We start from the raw sequence: 15,538 nt of genomic DNA on the forward strand, positions 1-15,538 counted from the left end.
CGGGTACGCCGCCTCGGCTCGTCCGACCGCCACGTCCACGTCGGCGGGGGCCACCGCCGGGGCACCCGGCGACAGGCTCCGCCCGGCGGCGCCGGTCGGGTCCCCGAACGAGCGCACCAGCACGCGCCGCCGCCAGGTCCGGGATCGGCTCCGGCGGGGCGTCCGCCGCCAGCCGGTCGGCCTCGGCGAGCACCTCCCGTAACGCGGCAGCGCAGATCCGCAACGCCCGGTCCTGGGCGCCCGCCGCGGTGGGCGCCCACGCCGGAGGGCTGCGGTTCAACTCGATCGCCGCCACCACGTCGTACGCCCGGTCGCGGCACGTGTCCCGACCACCCGCGGCGGCGTGCGGCGCGGTCAACCTGTCGGCGGCGGCGTCGAGGAAGGCGGCGACGCCGTCCGCCGCCTCGGCGAGGCGCTGCCGGTAGGAGACCGGCACCGGGTCGGGCCAGAGGAACACCTCGGCCGCGGCGAGCAGCACGACGGCGAACGTCACCCCACCGAGTCGCTCCGGCAGGGTGCCCGGCTGGTACGGCGGGAACGACGCCAGGATGTAGAAGAGCTGGAACGCGCTCGCCAAACCCACCAGGCGCGGGTTGCCGACCCCGGCGAACGCCACCACGAACCCGACGACCAGCATGCCGCCCGCGGCCGCCCACGTGCTCCACGCCAACAGCGAGCCCACCGTGATCAGCGCCCACACCGCCGGCAGCGACAGCACGAGGATCCGCGCCCGCTGCGGCGCCGGCCCGGGCAGCTGCGCGAACGACCCGGTGGCGATCGTGCCGAACAACCCGTAGGTGGCGAGCGTCGAGCTGCCCGCGCCGTACCGGCAGCCGTAGAAGACGACGGACGCGACGAGCGTCAGCCGAGCCGCACGTCGCAGGATGGCATCACTCGGGTCACGGCGGCGAAGCCGGCCAAGGAGGCTGGTTCCGAGCACGACCGCTCCCCCGGTTCGTCGCAGCACCCCTCCCCGGCCCACCATTCTCCACCGCGCCCCGCAGTGGGCGGCGGGTTTGGCGGCGAATCACCGCCGAGAGCTGCGGAGCAGACCGAGTCGGAGGGCCCGGAACAGGGTGCCGGGGCGGCTCAGGGCGGCCGGGTGGTCGAGCATGGTGGTGACCCGGCCCAGCCGGGCGTTGAGCACCGGGTCGGTCAGCGACGCCCGGAAGAGCAGGTCCCCGAACCACTTGGTGACCCTGTAGCCGGGCGGGTACGGCCCGTCGACGTGCGGCAGCTCGATGTCGGCGGTGGTGGAGATCTGCCAGGCGGCGTCGACCACCACGCGGACCTGGTCGAAGTACGCCCGCGCGGGCTCGTCGTGCGGTTCCGGGCCGGACCGCAGGTACTTCGACAGGCAGGAGGCATGCAGCGTCGCGGAGGTCATGCCCTGGCCGTACACCGGGTTGAAGGACGCCACCGCATCGCCGGCGGCGACCAGCCCGGCCGGCAGGCGGTCGAGCTTGTGGAAGTCGCGGCGTCGGCTGTCCGCCTGGTGGTACGTGACCACCCCGCCGAGCATCTCCCCGTGTTCGGCGATGTCACCGAACATCTGCGGGTAGTGCTCACGGCAGCGGGCGGTGAAGTCGGCGACGTCGCGGCTGGGCCGGTCCCCGTCGTAGCCGGCCACCAGCATGATCCACCGGTCCCCCTCGACCGAGTTGATCCCACCGATCCGGGCGGTACGCCCCTTGCCCGCCATGGTGTGGAAGACCGCCACCCAGGCGTCGCTGACCTTCTCGTCGCGTTTGAAGAGCGCCGTGGCGTAGTTCAGTTTGATCGGCATGCGCTGCATCGGCGGGCGCGGCCACCCGTGCTCGGCCAGCCAGTCGCTCAACCGGCTGGACCGCCCCATCGCGTCGACCACCAGGTCCGCCGCTTCGACGATGGGCTCGCCGCCACCCTCGGGCACGTACCTCGCGCCGGTGACCCGGCGCTCGTCGAAGAGCAGGCCCTCCGCCCGGCCGTACACCATGCGGATGTTGTCGACGGCGAGGGTGCGCCGGCGGACCAGCGCCTCCAGGAACGGACGGGTGGTGATCAGCGCCGGTCCGGTGCCGGTCGCCGCGGGCGGCAGACCCAACATGCCGTTCACGAAGACCTTCGCCGTGCCCGGGTCGCGCGGCGGCGGCGGGGCGCCGAGCGCGAGCGCCTCGTCGGCGATGCCGGGAAACCAGCGCTCCAACTGGACCTGACCGGCGGGCAGCAGCGCGTGCACCTGACTGCCCTGGGGCACACCCGGCCGCGGCCCGGCGTCGACATCGGACGGGTCCCGTTCGATGATCAGCACTTCCTCGGCGTGGTCGCTCAACACCCGGGCGGCCAGCAACCCGGCCATGCTGCCACCGAGCACCACCGCCCGTCGCATGACCACTCTGGTCTCGGCCGGTGGTTCGGCCGTCGCTATCTCGGCGAAGAGCCGGGACGGAGAGGGGGGCATGCGATCACTCCTCGAACGGTCGGGAAACCTCGGCATCCACGACCGTAACCACCGCAGCGCCCGCCGTCAGCGCTCAGTTGGCCCACCACGTCCGGTTGGTGTTGCCGTTGCGCCGCCGGAACCGCAACCGGGCGTCGTTGGCAAGGGTCGCGCCGGGTCCGGCCACCAGCTATGAATATCCGATGAGTGCGCATGCCGGCGCGACCCCGACCCCCCGTGCCCCGGGCCTTGTGGGTCCCGGGGCGGGCGGCCGGTTGGAGCCCGTGGCGGGCAGCCGGTTGGAGCCCGTGGCGGGCAGCCGGTTGGAGCCCGTGGCGGGCGGCCGAGTGGAGCCCGGGGCGGGCGGCCGGACCAGGCCGATCGCCTGGCGGGGCTTCCTGTGCCTGGTGGTGGTCCTGTCCGCCTGCACACCGGCGGGTGAGTCGCGCCAGCACACCACGCCGCCGGCCAACGGCGCAGCGCCATCGACGGACGCGAGCGGTGGCGGGCCGCCCTGCACCGCATCGGTCGACGCGCTGCCGGCACCGCCAGCGGGCTACCGGCTGGTGGGGAAAGACGTGGCGGTGCCCGATGCGCGCGTGTTGTCGGCGGAAGATTCCGGGGAGGCCGACCCGGCGGCGCGGCTGTTCGCCAAGTGGGGGCTCGTCGTCCGCGCCGGCACAGTCGTCGACCTGCGGGTGGCACCGGGCTGGCAGGACAAGGCCCGACTCGGCTGGGGCGGCACGCCCGCGCCGACCGTCACCGTGCGCGCCTGCGCGCCGGAGGGTGGGCAGGCCCAGTGGATGGCCTTCGTCGGCGGCACCTGGGTCGCGCAAGCCGCCTGCGTACCGCTCATCGTGACGTCGAACGGCCAGGACGACCGCGTCAACCTCGGCATCGGCGTCCCCTGCGACAAGACCACCACGCCCTAGCCCCCCACCCACCCCCCGGTCAACGCGCCCACCCCCGCCACGGTTGATCAAGAGCTTTCCGTCATCCGTCGCGGCGTGTCCTGACGCGAACTTCTTGATCACCGGCCTGGGCGAGGGCGGGCGAGGGCGGGCGGAGGGCGGCGGGGATGGGGTGGGAGTCGGTGCGGGCGGTGGCGGGTGGACGGCGGTGTCTACTGTCTACAGCGCTGCGTACCGACTGCTTACCGGGATCGCTGCTCGCCCCGCCGGACGCCCCGGACGTTCTGTCGAGAGGTCAACGACATGCTGAAGGCCGAGGATCTTCCCCCGTTTCAGCGCGCCGTGTCCTACGAGTCGCAGCGCGGCCAACGCGTGTACGCGACCCTGATCGCACTGCGGCTGTCCCTGCTCCTGGTGGCCGCGGTCGCGGGAGTCGCCACGTGGAAGCTCGACGATTTCGCCCTGGGCCCGGCGCTCGCGGCGGGTGCCTTCGCCGCCACGTCGATCGTCGAGGTCTTCCTCCTCACCAATCGCCCCAACGAACGGTGGTACGTCGGCAGGGCCCTCTCCGAATCCATCAAGTCGCTCACCTGGCGATTCACCGTCGCGGCGGACCCTTTTCCGCGATCGCAGAGCGACTCGGACAGCGTCGAGGAACTCACCAACCGGCTGTTGGGCCTGACCCGGGACATGTCCGCCGCCGGGTTGGCGGCCCCCGCGGTGGCCGGGCAACAGATCACGGACGGAATGCGCGCACTACGCGCCGCCTCCCTCGAGGAGCGCCGCGCCGCGTACCTGACCGGCCGTCTTGAGGCTCAGCGAGCCTGGTACGCCGAACGGTCATTGTCGAATCGGGCGCGGGCGACCCGCTGGTCGGTCAGCATGCTCGTGCTGGAGATCGTCGGGGTGACCCTGGCCGTGTCGCGGGCTGCCGGGCTGACCAACCTCGACCTGCTCGGCGTTGCCGCCGCAGCGGTCGCGGCCGGCGCGGCCTGGACGCAGACGCGGCAACACGGCGCGGTGGCGACCGCCTATGCCCTGGCTAGTCAGGAGCTTGCCGCCATGGGCTCCCTCGCTACCCGGATCAGCTCGGAAGCCGACCTGTCGCGGTTCGTGAACGACACGGAGACGGCGATCTCCCGGGAGCACACGATGTGGCGAGCACGCCGCCGCTGACACCTCCCGCTGACAGCGCCCGGCGCCCGGAGATCGACTCGGACTTCAGGAAAACGCGGGGTCCGGGCCGCTCGGACGCCCCGATTTTCAGGAAACGGAGTGGATCACCGGCGGGCAGGGATCACCAGCGGGCAGGGATCGCGGCGGGGGTCGCGGCGGCGCTGGCCGCCGCGACCCTGGTTCACGCCCGTGACTCAGGCCGACGCTCCGGCCGGCGTCGTCTCCTTCTCGTCGGGGCGGGGCGCCGCCTCGTCGTCGTCGTCGTGCTCGTCGACCATGGTGGCCTCGTCGAACGGGTCGTTGCCGCTCAGCACCGCGGTCGCCCGTTCCCGGTCGAACTCGCCGGTCCACGTTCCCACCAGCACGGTCGCCACCGCGTTGCCGGCGAAGTTGGTCAGCGCCCGAGCCTCCGACATGAACCGATCGATGCCGACGATCAGTCCGACCCCGTCGACGAGGTCCGGCCGGTGTGACTGGAGGCCGCCGGCCAGCGTGGCCAGCCCGGCGCCGGTCACCCCGGCGGCACCCTTCGACGCGATGATCATGAACAGCAGCAGCGAGATCTGCTCGCCGATGGCCAGCGGCTTGCCCAGCGCGTCGGCGATGAACAGCGACGCCATGGTCAGGTAGATCGCCGTGCCGTCCAGGTTGAACGAGTAGCCGGTCGGCACCGTGATGCCGACGACCGGCTTGCTCACGCCGAAGTGCTCCATCTTGGCGATCAGCCGCGGCAGCGCCGACTCCGACGACGAGGTCGACAGGATCAGCAGGAACTCCCGGCCCAGGTAACGCAGCAGCGAGAAGATCGAGATCCGGGCCACGAACCACAGCAGCGCGCCCAGGAAGACCAGCACGAAGATCAGACAGGTGACGTAGAAGCCCACCATGATCTGGGCGAGGCTCTTGAGGGCGTCCACGCCGGTCGCGCCGACCACGGCGGCCATCGCGCCGAACGCGCCGATCGGCGCCAGCCACATGATCATGGCGAGGACCTTGAAGACGACCCGCTGGATGACGGTGATGGCGCTGAGCACCGGCTCCCCCCGCCGGCCCATGGCCTGGACGGCGAAGCCGACCAGCAGGGCGACCAGCAGCGTCTGGAGTACCTTGCCCTCGGTCAGCGAGGAGAGCAGCGTCGTCGGGATGATCCCGAGCAGGAAGTCCGCTGTACCGGCGGCCTCGTCACCGGCCGCGGCCTTGCCGGAGCCGGCGAGTTCCGGGCCGAGGTTCAGGCCGGAGCCGGGGTGGATGAGGTTGCCGACGACCAGGCCGATGGCGAGCGCGACTGTCGACATGGTGAGGAAGTAGCCGAGGGCCAGGCCGCCGACCTTGCCGACCTTCGCGGCCTGCCGGACGGAGCCGACGCCGAGCACGATGGTGCAGAAGATGACCGGGCTGATCATCATCTTGATCAGGTTGACGAAGCCGGTGCCGATCGGCTTGAGTTCCTTGCCGAAATCGGGGGCGACCAGGCCGACCACGATGCCGGCGACCACGGCCACGATGACGGCCAGATACAGGTAACGGGTACGGTCCCGGCGGACCGCCGGTGCCGGGGTGGTGGCGGGTGTGGTGGTGTCCATGTCGACAATGTGAAGCGCGTCTCACCCGTTGACAGCCTTGCGGTCATTCTGTTCACCGCGATGGCACCAATGGTGGCGCGAGAGGAGGTGGTGGAGGTGGCCCGACGCCAGTGGAGCATCGCGGGGCAACTCTTCGCCCTCCAGGCGATGGTGGTGACGTTGCTCGTGCTGGCCGGCGCGGCGGGCGCCGTCTGGCTGGCCCGCAGCGACGCGCGTCAGGCCGCGCAGGATGAGGTGCTCGCGGTGGCGCAGACCGTGGCCGGTTCCCCCGACGTCCGGGCGGCCCTCACGACCGCCGACCCGGCCAGCGTGCTCCAGCCGTACGCCGAGTCGACCCGGAAGGCCACGGACACCGACTTCGTGGTGGTGATGGCCCCCGACCGCACCCGTTTCTCGCACCCCACGCGGGACCGGATCGGCGAGCCGTTCGTCGGCGAGATCGGGCCCGCCCTGGCGGGCCGCCCGTTCACCACCACCAACGTCGGGACGCTCGGCGAGTCGGTGCGCGCGGTCGTTCCGGTGTACGACGAGCAGCGACGCCTCGTCGGCCTGGTCTCGGTGGGCATCACCACCCGCGAGATCGACAAGAAGCTGCTCGGCCAGTTGCCGGTGCTGTTCGGTGTGGCCACGCCGGCTCTGGCGCTCGCCGCGACGGGCTCCTGGCTGCTCAGCCGCCGGCTCCGTCGTCAGACGCACGGTCTGGGGCCGGCGCAGATGACCCGGATGTACGAGTACTACGACGCCGTTCTGCACTCGGTGCGCGAGGGTCTCGTCGTGCTGACCACCGATCGTCGGGTGGCGCTCGTGAACGACGAGGGCCGTCGGCTGTTGGGGCTCGACGCGGACGCTCCGGTGATCGACCAGCCGGTGGCCGGGATCGACCTGCCGCCGGCGGCGGCCGAACTGCTCGACTCCGGGCGCGACGCCCGCGACGAGCCGATCCTCGCCGGTGACCGGGTGCTCGTCGCCAACCAGCGGACCGCCTGGTTCGAGGGCGCGGCGCTCGGCACCGTGCTGACCCTGCGCGACCAGACCGAGCTGCGCACACTGGCCAGCGAGCTGGATTCGGTGCGGGCGCTGACCGAGGCGTTGCAGGCGCAGACCCACGAGTCGGCCAACCGGCTGCACACCGTGCTGACCCTGGTCGAGCTGGGCCGCGCCGACGAGGCCGTCCGTCTCGGCACCCGGGACCTGGCCTTCGCCCAGCAGCTGACCGACCGGGTGGTCGGCGCGGTGACCGAGCCGGCGTTGGCCGCCCTGCTGCTCGGCAAGTCCGCACAGGCCGGCGAACGCGGGGTGGATCTGGTCATCGAGCCGGACTGCCACCTCGACGACAGTCCGCTGCCAACCGGTGACCTGCTCACCGTGGTCGGCAACCTGGTCGACAACGCCCTGGAGGCGGTGGCCGGCACACCGGCGCCGCGCCGGGTGCGGGTCTTCGTCGGCACGGTCGACGACGAGTTGGTGGTCCGCGTCGCCGACAGCGGCCCCGGCCTGGCGCCGGAGCGGGTCGCCGACGCGTTCCGGCGCGGCTGGTCCACCAAGAGCACCGGCCGGGGCCTCGGCCTGGCGCTGGTCGGGCAGGTGGTCCGTCGGCACGGCGGTGGCGCCGAGGTGGGTCGCTCGGACGACGGCGGGAGCCTGTTCACCGTCCGACTGCCGGGCAGGATCGAGCGGTCATGACCGCCATCCGGGTGCTGGTTGTGGAGGACGAGCCGCTGCTGGCCGAGGCGCACAGCGCGTACACCGAACGGGTTCCCGGTTTCGTGGTGGTCGGGGTGGCGCACACCGCGCGGGCGGCGATGGCGGCCCTGCGCGCCAACGACGGCGGCGACGTGGACCTCGTACTCCTTGATTTTCGGCTGCCCGATCTGCACGGCCTGGACGTCTGCCGGGCGCTGCGCGCGGCCGGCAGCAGCGTCGACGTGCTCGCGGTGACCTCCGCGCGGGACCTGGCGGTGGTGCGCACCGCCGTGTCCCTCGGGGTGACCCACTACCTGCTCAAGCCGTTCACGTTCGCCGCGTTCCGCGACAAGCTGGAGCGGTACGCCGACTACCGCGCCCAGGCGCTCGCTGACGGCGAGGTCGCCGCCCAGCACGAGGTGGACCGGATGTTCGCCACCCTGCGCGGCACCGCCGGGCACAGCCTGCCCAAGGGGCTCGACGCGCAGACCCTCAATCGGGTACGCGCCGCGCTCACCGACGGCACTCGCGCGGCGGTCGGGCTGTCCGCGACCGAGGTGAGCGCGCTGACCGGCATCTCCCGGGTGACCGCCCGCCGCTACCTGGAGTATCTGGTGACCGTCGACCGGGCCGCCCGCACCCCCCGCTACGGCACCCCCGGCCGCCCCGAGGTCGAGTACCGACCCCGCTGAGCGGGCCGTAACTCCGCCCCGACACCGGCCGCGAGGTGCCACTCCTCGATGCAGGAAGTGGAAGAATCGAGGGCGACCCGATACGCAGGAGGCGAGTCGTGACCTCGAGCAATGCCGAACAGATGCCCGAGTGGCCGACGGCTGAGCATGTGCCGGCCGAGGAGCAGGCCCGCCGTCAGGGCATTCGACCCATCGCCTCCGTGGACGACCTGGCGCGTCCAGACCTGTTCGAGTCGGACGAGGAACTGGACGATTTCCTCGCCGACCTGTACGTCTCTCGGCGGGCCGGCGCCGCATGAGCCTTGTCGTCTTGGACACCGACGTCGCGTCAGCAATCCTCCCGGGACGGCTACCTGAACGTCTCCGTGCCCGCCTGGCCGGTAAGACCCTTTGCATCACCTTCGTGACGCTCGGAGAGCTGACCAAGTGGACAGCGCTCCGAAGCTGGGGGCCGCGCAAGCTGGCTGACCTCGCGCAGTGGCGCTCGGGGATCGTGCTGCTCCCCTTCGACGAGGCGGTGGCGATGACCTGGGGGCACCTCCAGGCGCGGGCTCAGCACCGGGGACGCCCCCGACCGACCAACGACTCCTGGATCGCGGCTTGCTGCCTGGTCGACCGGCTGCCGCTGGCGACTTTCAACGGCAAAGATTTCGCCGACTTCGCCGAGTACGACGGGCTACGTCTTTTCGACGTCTCCTAGCCCTGCCAGCTCCGCGTGTGGCTGCCCGATACTGCGAGGCGGTGGCGGGCCGGAAGCGGTGGCGGGGCGAAGATCCGTTGTTAGACTTGCGGCGTTGGGTTAGCGGTACGACCAGGGAGACCAGACATGGCGGGTGACGACGACATCTCCGGGTGAGACCGGATGTGTTCGGCCATCGGCTCGGCGCGCGTCCGCGTAGCCGCCGAGGCCATGTTGTCGTTCCACCGGTTCCCGTTGTCGTCGGGCGGCTCTGGCGCGCCCACCCCACCCTCTCGAGGTCACTCGCATGTCTGATGCGTTCATTGTCTGCTCGAACCTGTCCTTCTCCTGGCCGGACGACACCCCGGTCTTCTCGGAGCTGTCCTTCACCGTGCCGGGCGGTCGCACCGGTCTGGTCGCGCCCAACGGCGCTGGCAAGAGCACCCTGCTGCGGCTGATCGCCGGGGAGCTGCGGCCCAGCGGCGGCAGCGTCACCGTCGACGGCCTGCTCGGCTACCTCCCGCAGACGCTGCCACTGGCCGGTGACCTGAGCGTGGCGCAGGTGCTGGGCGTGGCCGAGCGGATCGCGGCATTGCAGGCCATCGAGGCCGGGGACGCCAGCGAGGAACACTTCGCCACGATCGGCGACGACTGGGACATCGAGGAGCGCACCCGCTCGGAGTTGGACCGGCTCGGCCTGGGTGAGCTGTCGCTCGACCGCCGGCTGCACACCCTCAGCGGCGGTCAGGTGGTCTCCCTCGGCCTGGCGGCGCAACTGCTGCGCCGCCCGAACGTGCTGCTGCTCGACGAACCGACAAACAACCTGGACCTGGAGGCCCGGCACAAGCTCTACGACGTCCTCACCGACTGGTCCGGGTGCCTGCTGCTGGTCAGCCACGACCGGGAGCTGCTGGACCGGATGGACCGCATCGCCGAGCTGGACCAGGGCGAGATCCGCTGGTACGGGGGCAACTTCACCGCGTACACCGAGGCGGTGCAGGCGGCGCGGGAGGTGGCCGAGAGCAACCTGCGCAACGCCGAGCAGGAGGTCAAGCGGGAGAAGCGGGAGATGCAGCAGGCCCGGGAGCGGGCCGACCGGCGGGCCAGCAACGCGTCCAAGAACCTGAAGAACGCGGGCCTGGCCCGGATCGTGGCCGGTGGGCTCAAGCGCAGCGCGCAGGAGTCGGCGGGCAAGGCGCAGGAGACGCACTCGTCCCGGCTCGGTCAGGCCAAGGCCCGGCTTGACGAGGCGGGGCGGGCGGTACGCGACGAGGACCGGATCGTCGTCGACCTGCCGGACACCAGCGTCCCGGGCGGGCGCACGGTCTTCTCCGGCCAGGGGATGCGGGCCCGCTTCGACGACCGGGACCTGTTCGGCGACGACGGCGCCGACCTGGTGATCCGGGGGCCGGAGCGGATCGCGCTCACCGGGGCGAACGGCGTCGGCAAGTCGACCCTGCTACGCCTGGTCAACGGCGACCTGGACCCGGCCGGCGGCGAGATCAAACGGGCCGACGGGCGGATCGCGTACCTGTCGCAGCGGCTGGACCTGCTGGACCTCGACCGCACGGTGGCGGAGAACTTCGCCGCGTACGCGCCGAACCTGCCGGACGCCAAGCGGATGAACCTGCTCGCCCGGTTCCTGTTCCGGGGTGCCCGGGTCAACCTGCCGGTCGGGGTGCTCTCCGGCGGTGAACGGCTGCGCGCCACCCTCGCCTGTGTGCTCTGCGCCGAGCCGGCCCCGCAACTGCTGCTGCTCGACGAGCCGACCAACAACCTGGACCTGGTCAGCGTGGGTCAGTTGGAGAGCGCGCTGTCGGCGTACCAGGGGGCGTTCGTGGTGGTCAGCCACGACGAGCGGTTCCTCGCCGAGATCGGCGTGCAGCGCTGGTTGCGGCTGGCCGACGGCCAGCTGCGGGAGATCGGCGCCCCCGACCGGGGCTGAGCCCGGCGGCCGTCCTCGGTCCGGCCGGACGTACGCCGGCCGGACCGAGGCCCGGTCAGCTCACGCCGGCCGGACCGAGGCCCGGTCAGCTCACGCCGGCCGGACCGAGGCCCGGTCAGCTCACGTTGGCCGGGCCGAGGACGCTCTTGAGGTCACCCATCAGCGCGGTCGTCGCCGCCACCCGGAACGGACCCAGTCGCAGGGTGGTGGTGCGCCCGCCGTTCTGCAGTTTGACGTGCACCTCGGTGTCGCCGGGGTGCAGCACCAGCGTTTCCTTGAGTTTCTCCACCAGCGGTGGTGTGCAGCGGTGCACCGGGATGGTGAGGGTGACCGGCTTGTTGGTGGCGCTGGTGCTGACGTCCGGCATGGACATGTCCATCGCCATGATCCGTGGGGTGTCGTCGCGGCGGTCCACCCGGCCCTTGACCACCACGATGGCGTCCTCGGCGATGTACTGCCCGATCACCTCGTAGGTGTTGGGGAAGAACAGCGTCTCCACCCCACCGGCCAGGTCCTCCAGGGTGGCCGACGCCCAGGCCCGGCCCTGCTTGGTGACCCGGCGCTGCACTCCGGAGAGGATGCCGGCGAGGGTGACGACCGCCCCGTCGGGCACCGCGCCCTCCTCAGCCAGGGAGGCGATGGTGGTGTCGGCCGCCGCGTTGAGGATGTGCTCCAGGCCGAACAGCGGGTGGTCGGAGACGTACAGGCCGAGCATCTCCCGTTCGAAGGCCAGCTTGTCGCGCTTGTCCCACTCGCTGTCGCCGATGGTCGGCATCACCGTGGTGCTGCCGGTGTCGGCGTCACCGAAGCCGGCGCCGAACAGGTCGTACTGGCCGACGGCCTCCTTGCGCTTGACGTCGGCGTACGCGTCGATCGCGTCGGCGTGCACCGCGAGCAGGCCCTTGCGGGGGTGGTCGAGGGAGTCGAACGCGCCCGCCTTGATCAGCGATTCGATGGTCTTCTTGTTGCAGACCACCGCGTCCACCTTGGACAGGAAGTCGTAGAAGTCGGCGTACTCGCCCTTCTCCTCGCGGCAGCGCATGATCGAGGCGACCACGTTCGCCCCGACGTTACGCACGGCGGCGAGGCCGAATCGGATGTCCTTGCCGACCGGGGTGAACGGCCCGGCCGAGGTGTTCACGTCCGGTGGCAGCACCTGGATGCGCATCCGGCGACACTCGGCCAGGTAGAGCGCCATCTTGTCCTTGTCGTCGCCGACGCTTGTCAGCAACCCGGCCATGTACTCGGCCGGGTAGTGCGCCTTCAGGTACGCCGTCCAGTAGGAGACCAGGCCGTACGCGGCGGAGTGCGCCTTGTTGAAGGCGTACCCGGCGAACGGCACCAGGACGTCCCACACCGCCTGGATCGCCTCGTCGGAGTAGCCACGCTCGCGGCAGCCGTCCCGGAACGGGATGAACTCCTTGTCGAGGATCTCCTTCTTCTTCTTACCCATGGCCCGGCGCAGCAGGTCCGCCTGACCGAGGGTGTAGCCGGCGAGGATCTGCGCGGCGCGCTGCACCTGCTCCTGGTAGACGATCAGGCCGTGGGTGGGCGCCAGGATCTCCCGCAGCGGCTCCTCCAGCTCCGGGTGGATCGGCGTGATCTCCTGGAGGCCGTTCTTGCGCAGGGCGTAGTTGGTGTGCGAGTCGACGCCCATCGGGCCGGGTCGGTACAGGGCCAGGACGGCGGAGATGTCCTCGAAGTTGTCCGGCTTCATCAACCGCAGCAGCGACCGCATCGGCCCACCGTCGAGCTGGAACACGCCCAGGGTGTCACCGCGGGCCAGCAGCTCGTACGCGGCCTTGTCGTCGAGCGGCAGGCCCAGCAGGTCGAGCTTGCGGCCGTGGTTCAGCTCGATGTTCTTGACCGCGTCGTCGATGATCGTCAGGTTGCGCAGGCCGAGGAAGTCCATCTTCAGCAGCCCGAGCGACTCGCAGGTCGGGTAGTCGAACTGCGTGATGATCGCCCCGTCGGCGTCGCGGCGCGTCAACGGGATGTGCTCGATGATCGGCTCGGCGGACATGATCACGCCGGCGGCGTGCACACCGGTCTGCCGGATCAGCCCCTCGATGCCCTTGGCCGTGTCGATCACCTTGCGGACGTCCGGGTCGGAGTCGTACAGGCCGCGGATCTCGCCCGCCTCGGCGTAGCGGGGGTGCTTGTTGTCGAAGATGCCGGTGAGCGGGATGTCCTTGCCCATCACCGCCGGTGGCATGGCCTTGGTGATCCGGTCGCCGACCGCGTACGGGAAGCCCAGGACCCGGGCCGAGTCCTTGATCGCGGCCTTCGCCTTGATCGTGCCGAAGGTGGCGATCTGGGCGACCTTGTCCTCGCCCCACTTGTCGGTGACGTACTTGATCACCTCGCCGCGCCGACGCTCGTCGAAGTCGATGTCGACATCCGGCATCGAGACCCGCTCGGGGTTGAGGAACCGCTCGAAGATCAGGCCGTGCTGGATCGGGTCCAGGTCGGTGATGCCCAGCGCGTACGCGACGAGCGACCCGGCTGCCGAACCACGGCCCGGGCCCACCGCGATGCCCTGGTTCTTCGCCCACTGGATGAAGTCGGCGACCACGAGGAAGTAGGACGGGAAGCCCATCTGGTTGATCACGCCGAGCTCGTACTCCGCCTGGACGACGTGCCCCTCCGGGATGCCGTTCGGGTAGCGGCGGGCCAGGCCGGCGAAGGTCTCCTTGCGGAACCAGGACTCCTCGGTCTCCCCCTCCGGGACCGGGAAGCGCGGCATCAGGTTGTGGAACTCGAACATGCCCTTCGGGTCGACCTTCTCGGCGACCAGCAGGGTGTTGCGGCAGCCCTCCTGCCACAGCTCGGACGAGTCCACCGCGCGCATCTGGTCGGCGCTCTTGATGAAGTAGCCGCCGCCCTCGAACCGGAACCGGTTGGGGTCGTCGATGTTGCTGCCGGTCTGCACGCAGAGCAGCACGTCGTGGGCGGTGGCCTGCGCCTCGTGGGTGTAGTGCGAGTCGTTCGTGACCACCGGCGGGATGTCCAGCTTGCGGGCGATCTCGGTGAGCCCCTCGCGGACCCGGCTCTCGATGGAGAGGCCGTGATCCATGATCTCCAGGAAGTAGTTGTCCTTGCCGAAGATGTCCTGGTAGCTGGCGGCGACCTTGAGGGCCTCGTCGAACTGGCCCAGCCGCAGCCGGGTCTGCACCGCGCCGGACGGGCAGCCGGTGGTGGCCATGATCCCCTCGGCGTGCTCGGCGATCAGCTCCATGTCCATCCGGGGCCACTTGACGTAGTGCCCCTCCATCGAGGCGCGCGAGTTGAGGGTGAAGAGGTTCTTCAGGCCCTGCGCGTTCTTGGCCCACATGGTCTTGTGGGTGATCGCGCCGTTACCGGAGATGTCGTCGCTCTTCTGCTCCGGGCGACCCCACTTGACCCGTGCCTTGTGATAGCGCGACTCCGGCGCCACGTACGCCTCGACGCCCAGGATCGGGGTGATCCCGGCGGCCATCGCCTGGTTGTAGAAGTCGTTCGCGCCGTGCATGTTGCCATGGTCGGTGATCGCCACGGCGGGCATGCCCAGCCGCTTGGCCTCGGCGAACAGGTCCTTCAGTCGGGCCGCTCCGTCGAGCATCGAGTACTCGGTGTGCACGTGCAGATGCGCGAACGAATCAGCCATGCGTGGCGCCCCCCGGCGGTGTGGATCTTGTTGGTCGGAGCCGACCGGGACCTACCCTACCGAGGTGATCTCGGCGGCTCCACCGTCCGCGCCGAGGGTGGCCCTCGTCTCCTGATCGCCCCCACGTACGCCTAGGCTCGGAGGATGGCGAGGTACTACGACGTGCACCCGGAGAACCCACAGCCGCGGGTCATCGGCCAGGTCGCCGACCTGATCCGCAGCGGTGGGCTGGTCGCCTACCCGACGGACTCCTGCTACGCGCTCGGCACCCAACTGGGCAACCAGGACGGGCTGGACCGGATCCGGCAGATCCGACATCTCGATGATCGGCACCACTTCACGCTGGTCTGCCACGACTTCGCCCAGCTCGGTCAGTTCGTGCAGATCAGCAACTCGGTCTTCCGCCTGGTGAAGGCGTCCACCCCGGGCAGCTACACCTTCATCCTGCCGGCCACCCGGGAAGTGCCCCGCCGGATGCTGCACCCGAAGAAGCGGACCGTCGGCGTGCGGGTGCCCCGGCACACCGTCACCCAGGCGCTGCTGGCCGAGCTGGCCGAGCCGCTGGTGTCCAGCACGCTGGTCCTGCCCGGCGACGAGGAGCCGATGACCCAGGGCTGGGAGATCAAGGAACGGCTCGACCACCAGCTCGACGCGGTGCTCGACGCCGGCGACTGCGGTAGGGAGCCGACCACCGTGATCGACCTGTCCGGGCCCGAGCCGGAGATCCTGCGCCGGGGCGCCGGAGACGTGTCCCGCTTCGATTGACGCCCTCTCCGCCCTGAAGGGCGGAGATTCCGGTCTGCT

At 70.9% G+C, this 15,538-nt stretch carries 11 protein-coding genes and 1 pseudogene; 8 read left to right on the plus strand and 4 right to left on the minus strand.

Features of this window, described 5'->3' with window-relative positions:
* Both PSH25_RS11195 and PSH25_RS11200 read right to left on the minus strand, forming a co-directional pair.
* Nucleotides 1–940, minus strand: a pseudogene (locus PSH25_RS11195) (FUSC family protein); the annotation flags it as partial.
* 87 nt (nucleotides 941–1,027) lie between these two features.
* Nucleotides 1,028–2,440 (minus strand): FAD-dependent oxidoreductase, encoded by a 1,413-nt coding sequence (locus PSH25_RS11200; protein ID WP_238659024.1) that lies wholly within the window; start codon nucleotides 2,438–2,440, stop codon nucleotides 1,028–1,030.
* 182 nt (nucleotides 2,441–2,622) lie between these two features.
* Between PSH25_RS11200 and PSH25_RS11205 the strand changes: the two genes are divergently transcribed.
* A complete protein-coding gene (locus PSH25_RS11205) occupies nucleotides 2,623–3,351 on the plus strand; it encodes a hypothetical protein (RefSeq protein WP_238659025.1) in 729 nt (242 codons plus the stop codon).
* Nucleotides 3,352–3,633: 282 nt separating this feature from the next.
* Complete coding sequence (locus PSH25_RS11210; RefSeq protein ID WP_238659026.1) at nucleotides 3,634–4,506, plus strand: DUF4231 domain-containing protein; 873 nt, start codon at nucleotides 3,634–3,636, stop codon at nucleotides 4,504–4,506.
* 194 nt (nucleotides 4,507–4,700) lie between these two features.
* On the opposite strand, the gene PSH25_RS11215 is transcribed toward PSH25_RS11210, so the two are convergent.
* Nucleotides 4,701–6,089 carry a cation:dicarboxylate symporter family transporter gene (locus PSH25_RS11215; protein ID WP_238659027.1) on the minus strand — a complete coding sequence of 463 codons (1,389 nt, stop codon included), beginning with the start codon at nucleotides 6,087–6,089 and terminating at the stop codon, nucleotides 4,701–4,703.
* Nucleotides 6,090–6,149: 60 nt separating this feature from the next.
* On the opposite strand from PSH25_RS11215, the gene PSH25_RS11220 reads away from it, so the two are divergent.
* From PSH25_RS11220 to abc-f, 5 genes are all read left to right on the plus strand, one after another.
* Nucleotides 6,150–7,772 carry an ATP-binding protein gene (locus PSH25_RS11220; RefSeq protein ID WP_238659028.1) on the plus strand — a complete coding sequence of 541 codons (1,623 nt, stop codon included), beginning with the start codon at nucleotides 6,150–6,152 and terminating at the stop codon, nucleotides 7,770–7,772.
* Entirely contained in the window at nucleotides 7,769–8,464 is a 696-nt protein-coding gene (locus PSH25_RS11225) for a response regulator (RefSeq protein ID WP_238659029.1), read from the plus strand. The genes PSH25_RS11220 and PSH25_RS11225 overlap by 4 nt, the downstream gene beginning before the upstream one ends.
* Before the next feature lie 98 nt (nucleotides 8,465–8,562).
* Nucleotides 8,563–8,763 carry a hypothetical protein gene (locus PSH25_RS11230; protein WP_238659030.1) on the plus strand — a complete coding sequence of 67 codons (201 nt, stop codon included), beginning with the start codon at nucleotides 8,563–8,565 and terminating at the stop codon, nucleotides 8,761–8,763.
* Nucleotides 8,760–9,164: a type II toxin-antitoxin system VapC family toxin gene (locus tag PSH25_RS11235; protein ID WP_238659031.1), complete on the plus strand. Its 405-nt coding sequence runs from the start codon at nucleotides 8,760–8,762 to the stop codon at nucleotides 9,162–9,164. Before PSH25_RS11230 ends, PSH25_RS11235 begins: the two co-directional genes overlap by 4 nt.
* A gap of 286 nt (nucleotides 9,165–9,450) precedes the next feature.
* Nucleotides 9,451–11,088: a ribosomal protection-like ABC-F family protein gene (abc-f, locus tag PSH25_RS11240; RefSeq protein ID WP_238659032.1), complete on the plus strand. Its 1,638-nt coding sequence runs from the start codon at nucleotides 9,451–9,453 to the stop codon at nucleotides 11,086–11,088.
* Between the two features lie 115 nt (nucleotides 11,089–11,203).
* On the opposite strand, the gene dnaE is transcribed toward abc-f, so the two are convergent.
* Complete coding sequence (gene dnaE / locus PSH25_RS11245) at nucleotides 11,204–14,734, minus strand: DNA polymerase III subunit alpha (RefSeq protein ID WP_238659033.1); 3,531 nt, start codon at nucleotides 14,732–14,734, stop codon at nucleotides 11,204–11,206.
* A gap of 144 nt (nucleotides 14,735–14,878) precedes the next feature.
* On the opposite strand from dnaE, the gene PSH25_RS11250 reads away from it, so the two are divergent.
* Complete coding sequence (locus PSH25_RS11250; protein ID WP_238659034.1) at nucleotides 14,879–15,499, plus strand: L-threonylcarbamoyladenylate synthase; 621 nt, start codon at nucleotides 14,879–14,881, stop codon at nucleotides 15,497–15,499.
* Nucleotides 15,500–15,538 lie beyond the last annotated feature (39 nt).

Source organism: Micromonospora foliorum, from assembly GCF_022229015.1.
Lineage (GTDB): Bacteria > Actinomycetota > Actinomycetes > Mycobacteriales > Micromonosporaceae > Micromonospora > Micromonospora foliorum.

Coding starts and splice junctions, on each gene's coding strand:
- PSH25_RS11200 (WP_238659024.1), bottom strand. CDS start 2,440: ATGCCCCCCTCTCCGTCCCGGCTCTTCGCCGAGATAGCGACGGCCGAA.
- PSH25_RS11205 (WP_238659025.1), top strand. CDS start 2,623: ATGAGTGCGCATGCCGGCGCGACCCCGACCCCCCGTGCCCCGGGCCTT.
- PSH25_RS11210 (WP_238659026.1), top strand. CDS start 3,634: ATGCTGAAGGCCGAGGATCTTCCCCCGTTTCAGCGCGCCGTGTCCTAC.
- PSH25_RS11215 (WP_238659027.1), bottom strand. CDS start 6,089: ATGGACACCACCACACCCGCCACCACCCCGGCACCGGCGGTCCGCCGG.
- PSH25_RS11220 (WP_238659028.1), top strand. CDS start 6,150: ATGGCACCAATGGTGGCGCGAGAGGAGGTGGTGGAGGTGGCCCGACGC.
- PSH25_RS11225 (WP_238659029.1), top strand. CDS start 7,769: ATGACCGCCATCCGGGTGCTGGTTGTGGAGGACGAGCCGCTGCTGGCC.
- PSH25_RS11235 (WP_238659031.1), top strand. CDS start 8,760: ATGAGCCTTGTCGTCTTGGACACCGACGTCGCGTCAGCAATCCTCCCG.
- abc-f (WP_238659032.1), top strand. CDS start 9,451: ATGTCTGATGCGTTCATTGTCTGCTCGAACCTGTCCTTCTCCTGGCCG.
- dnaE (WP_238659033.1), bottom strand. CDS start 14,734: ATGGCTGATTCGTTCGCGCATCTGCACGTGCACACCGAGTACTCGATG.
- PSH25_RS11250 (WP_238659034.1), top strand. CDS start 14,879: ATGGCGAGGTACTACGACGTGCACCCGGAGAACCCACAGCCGCGGGTC.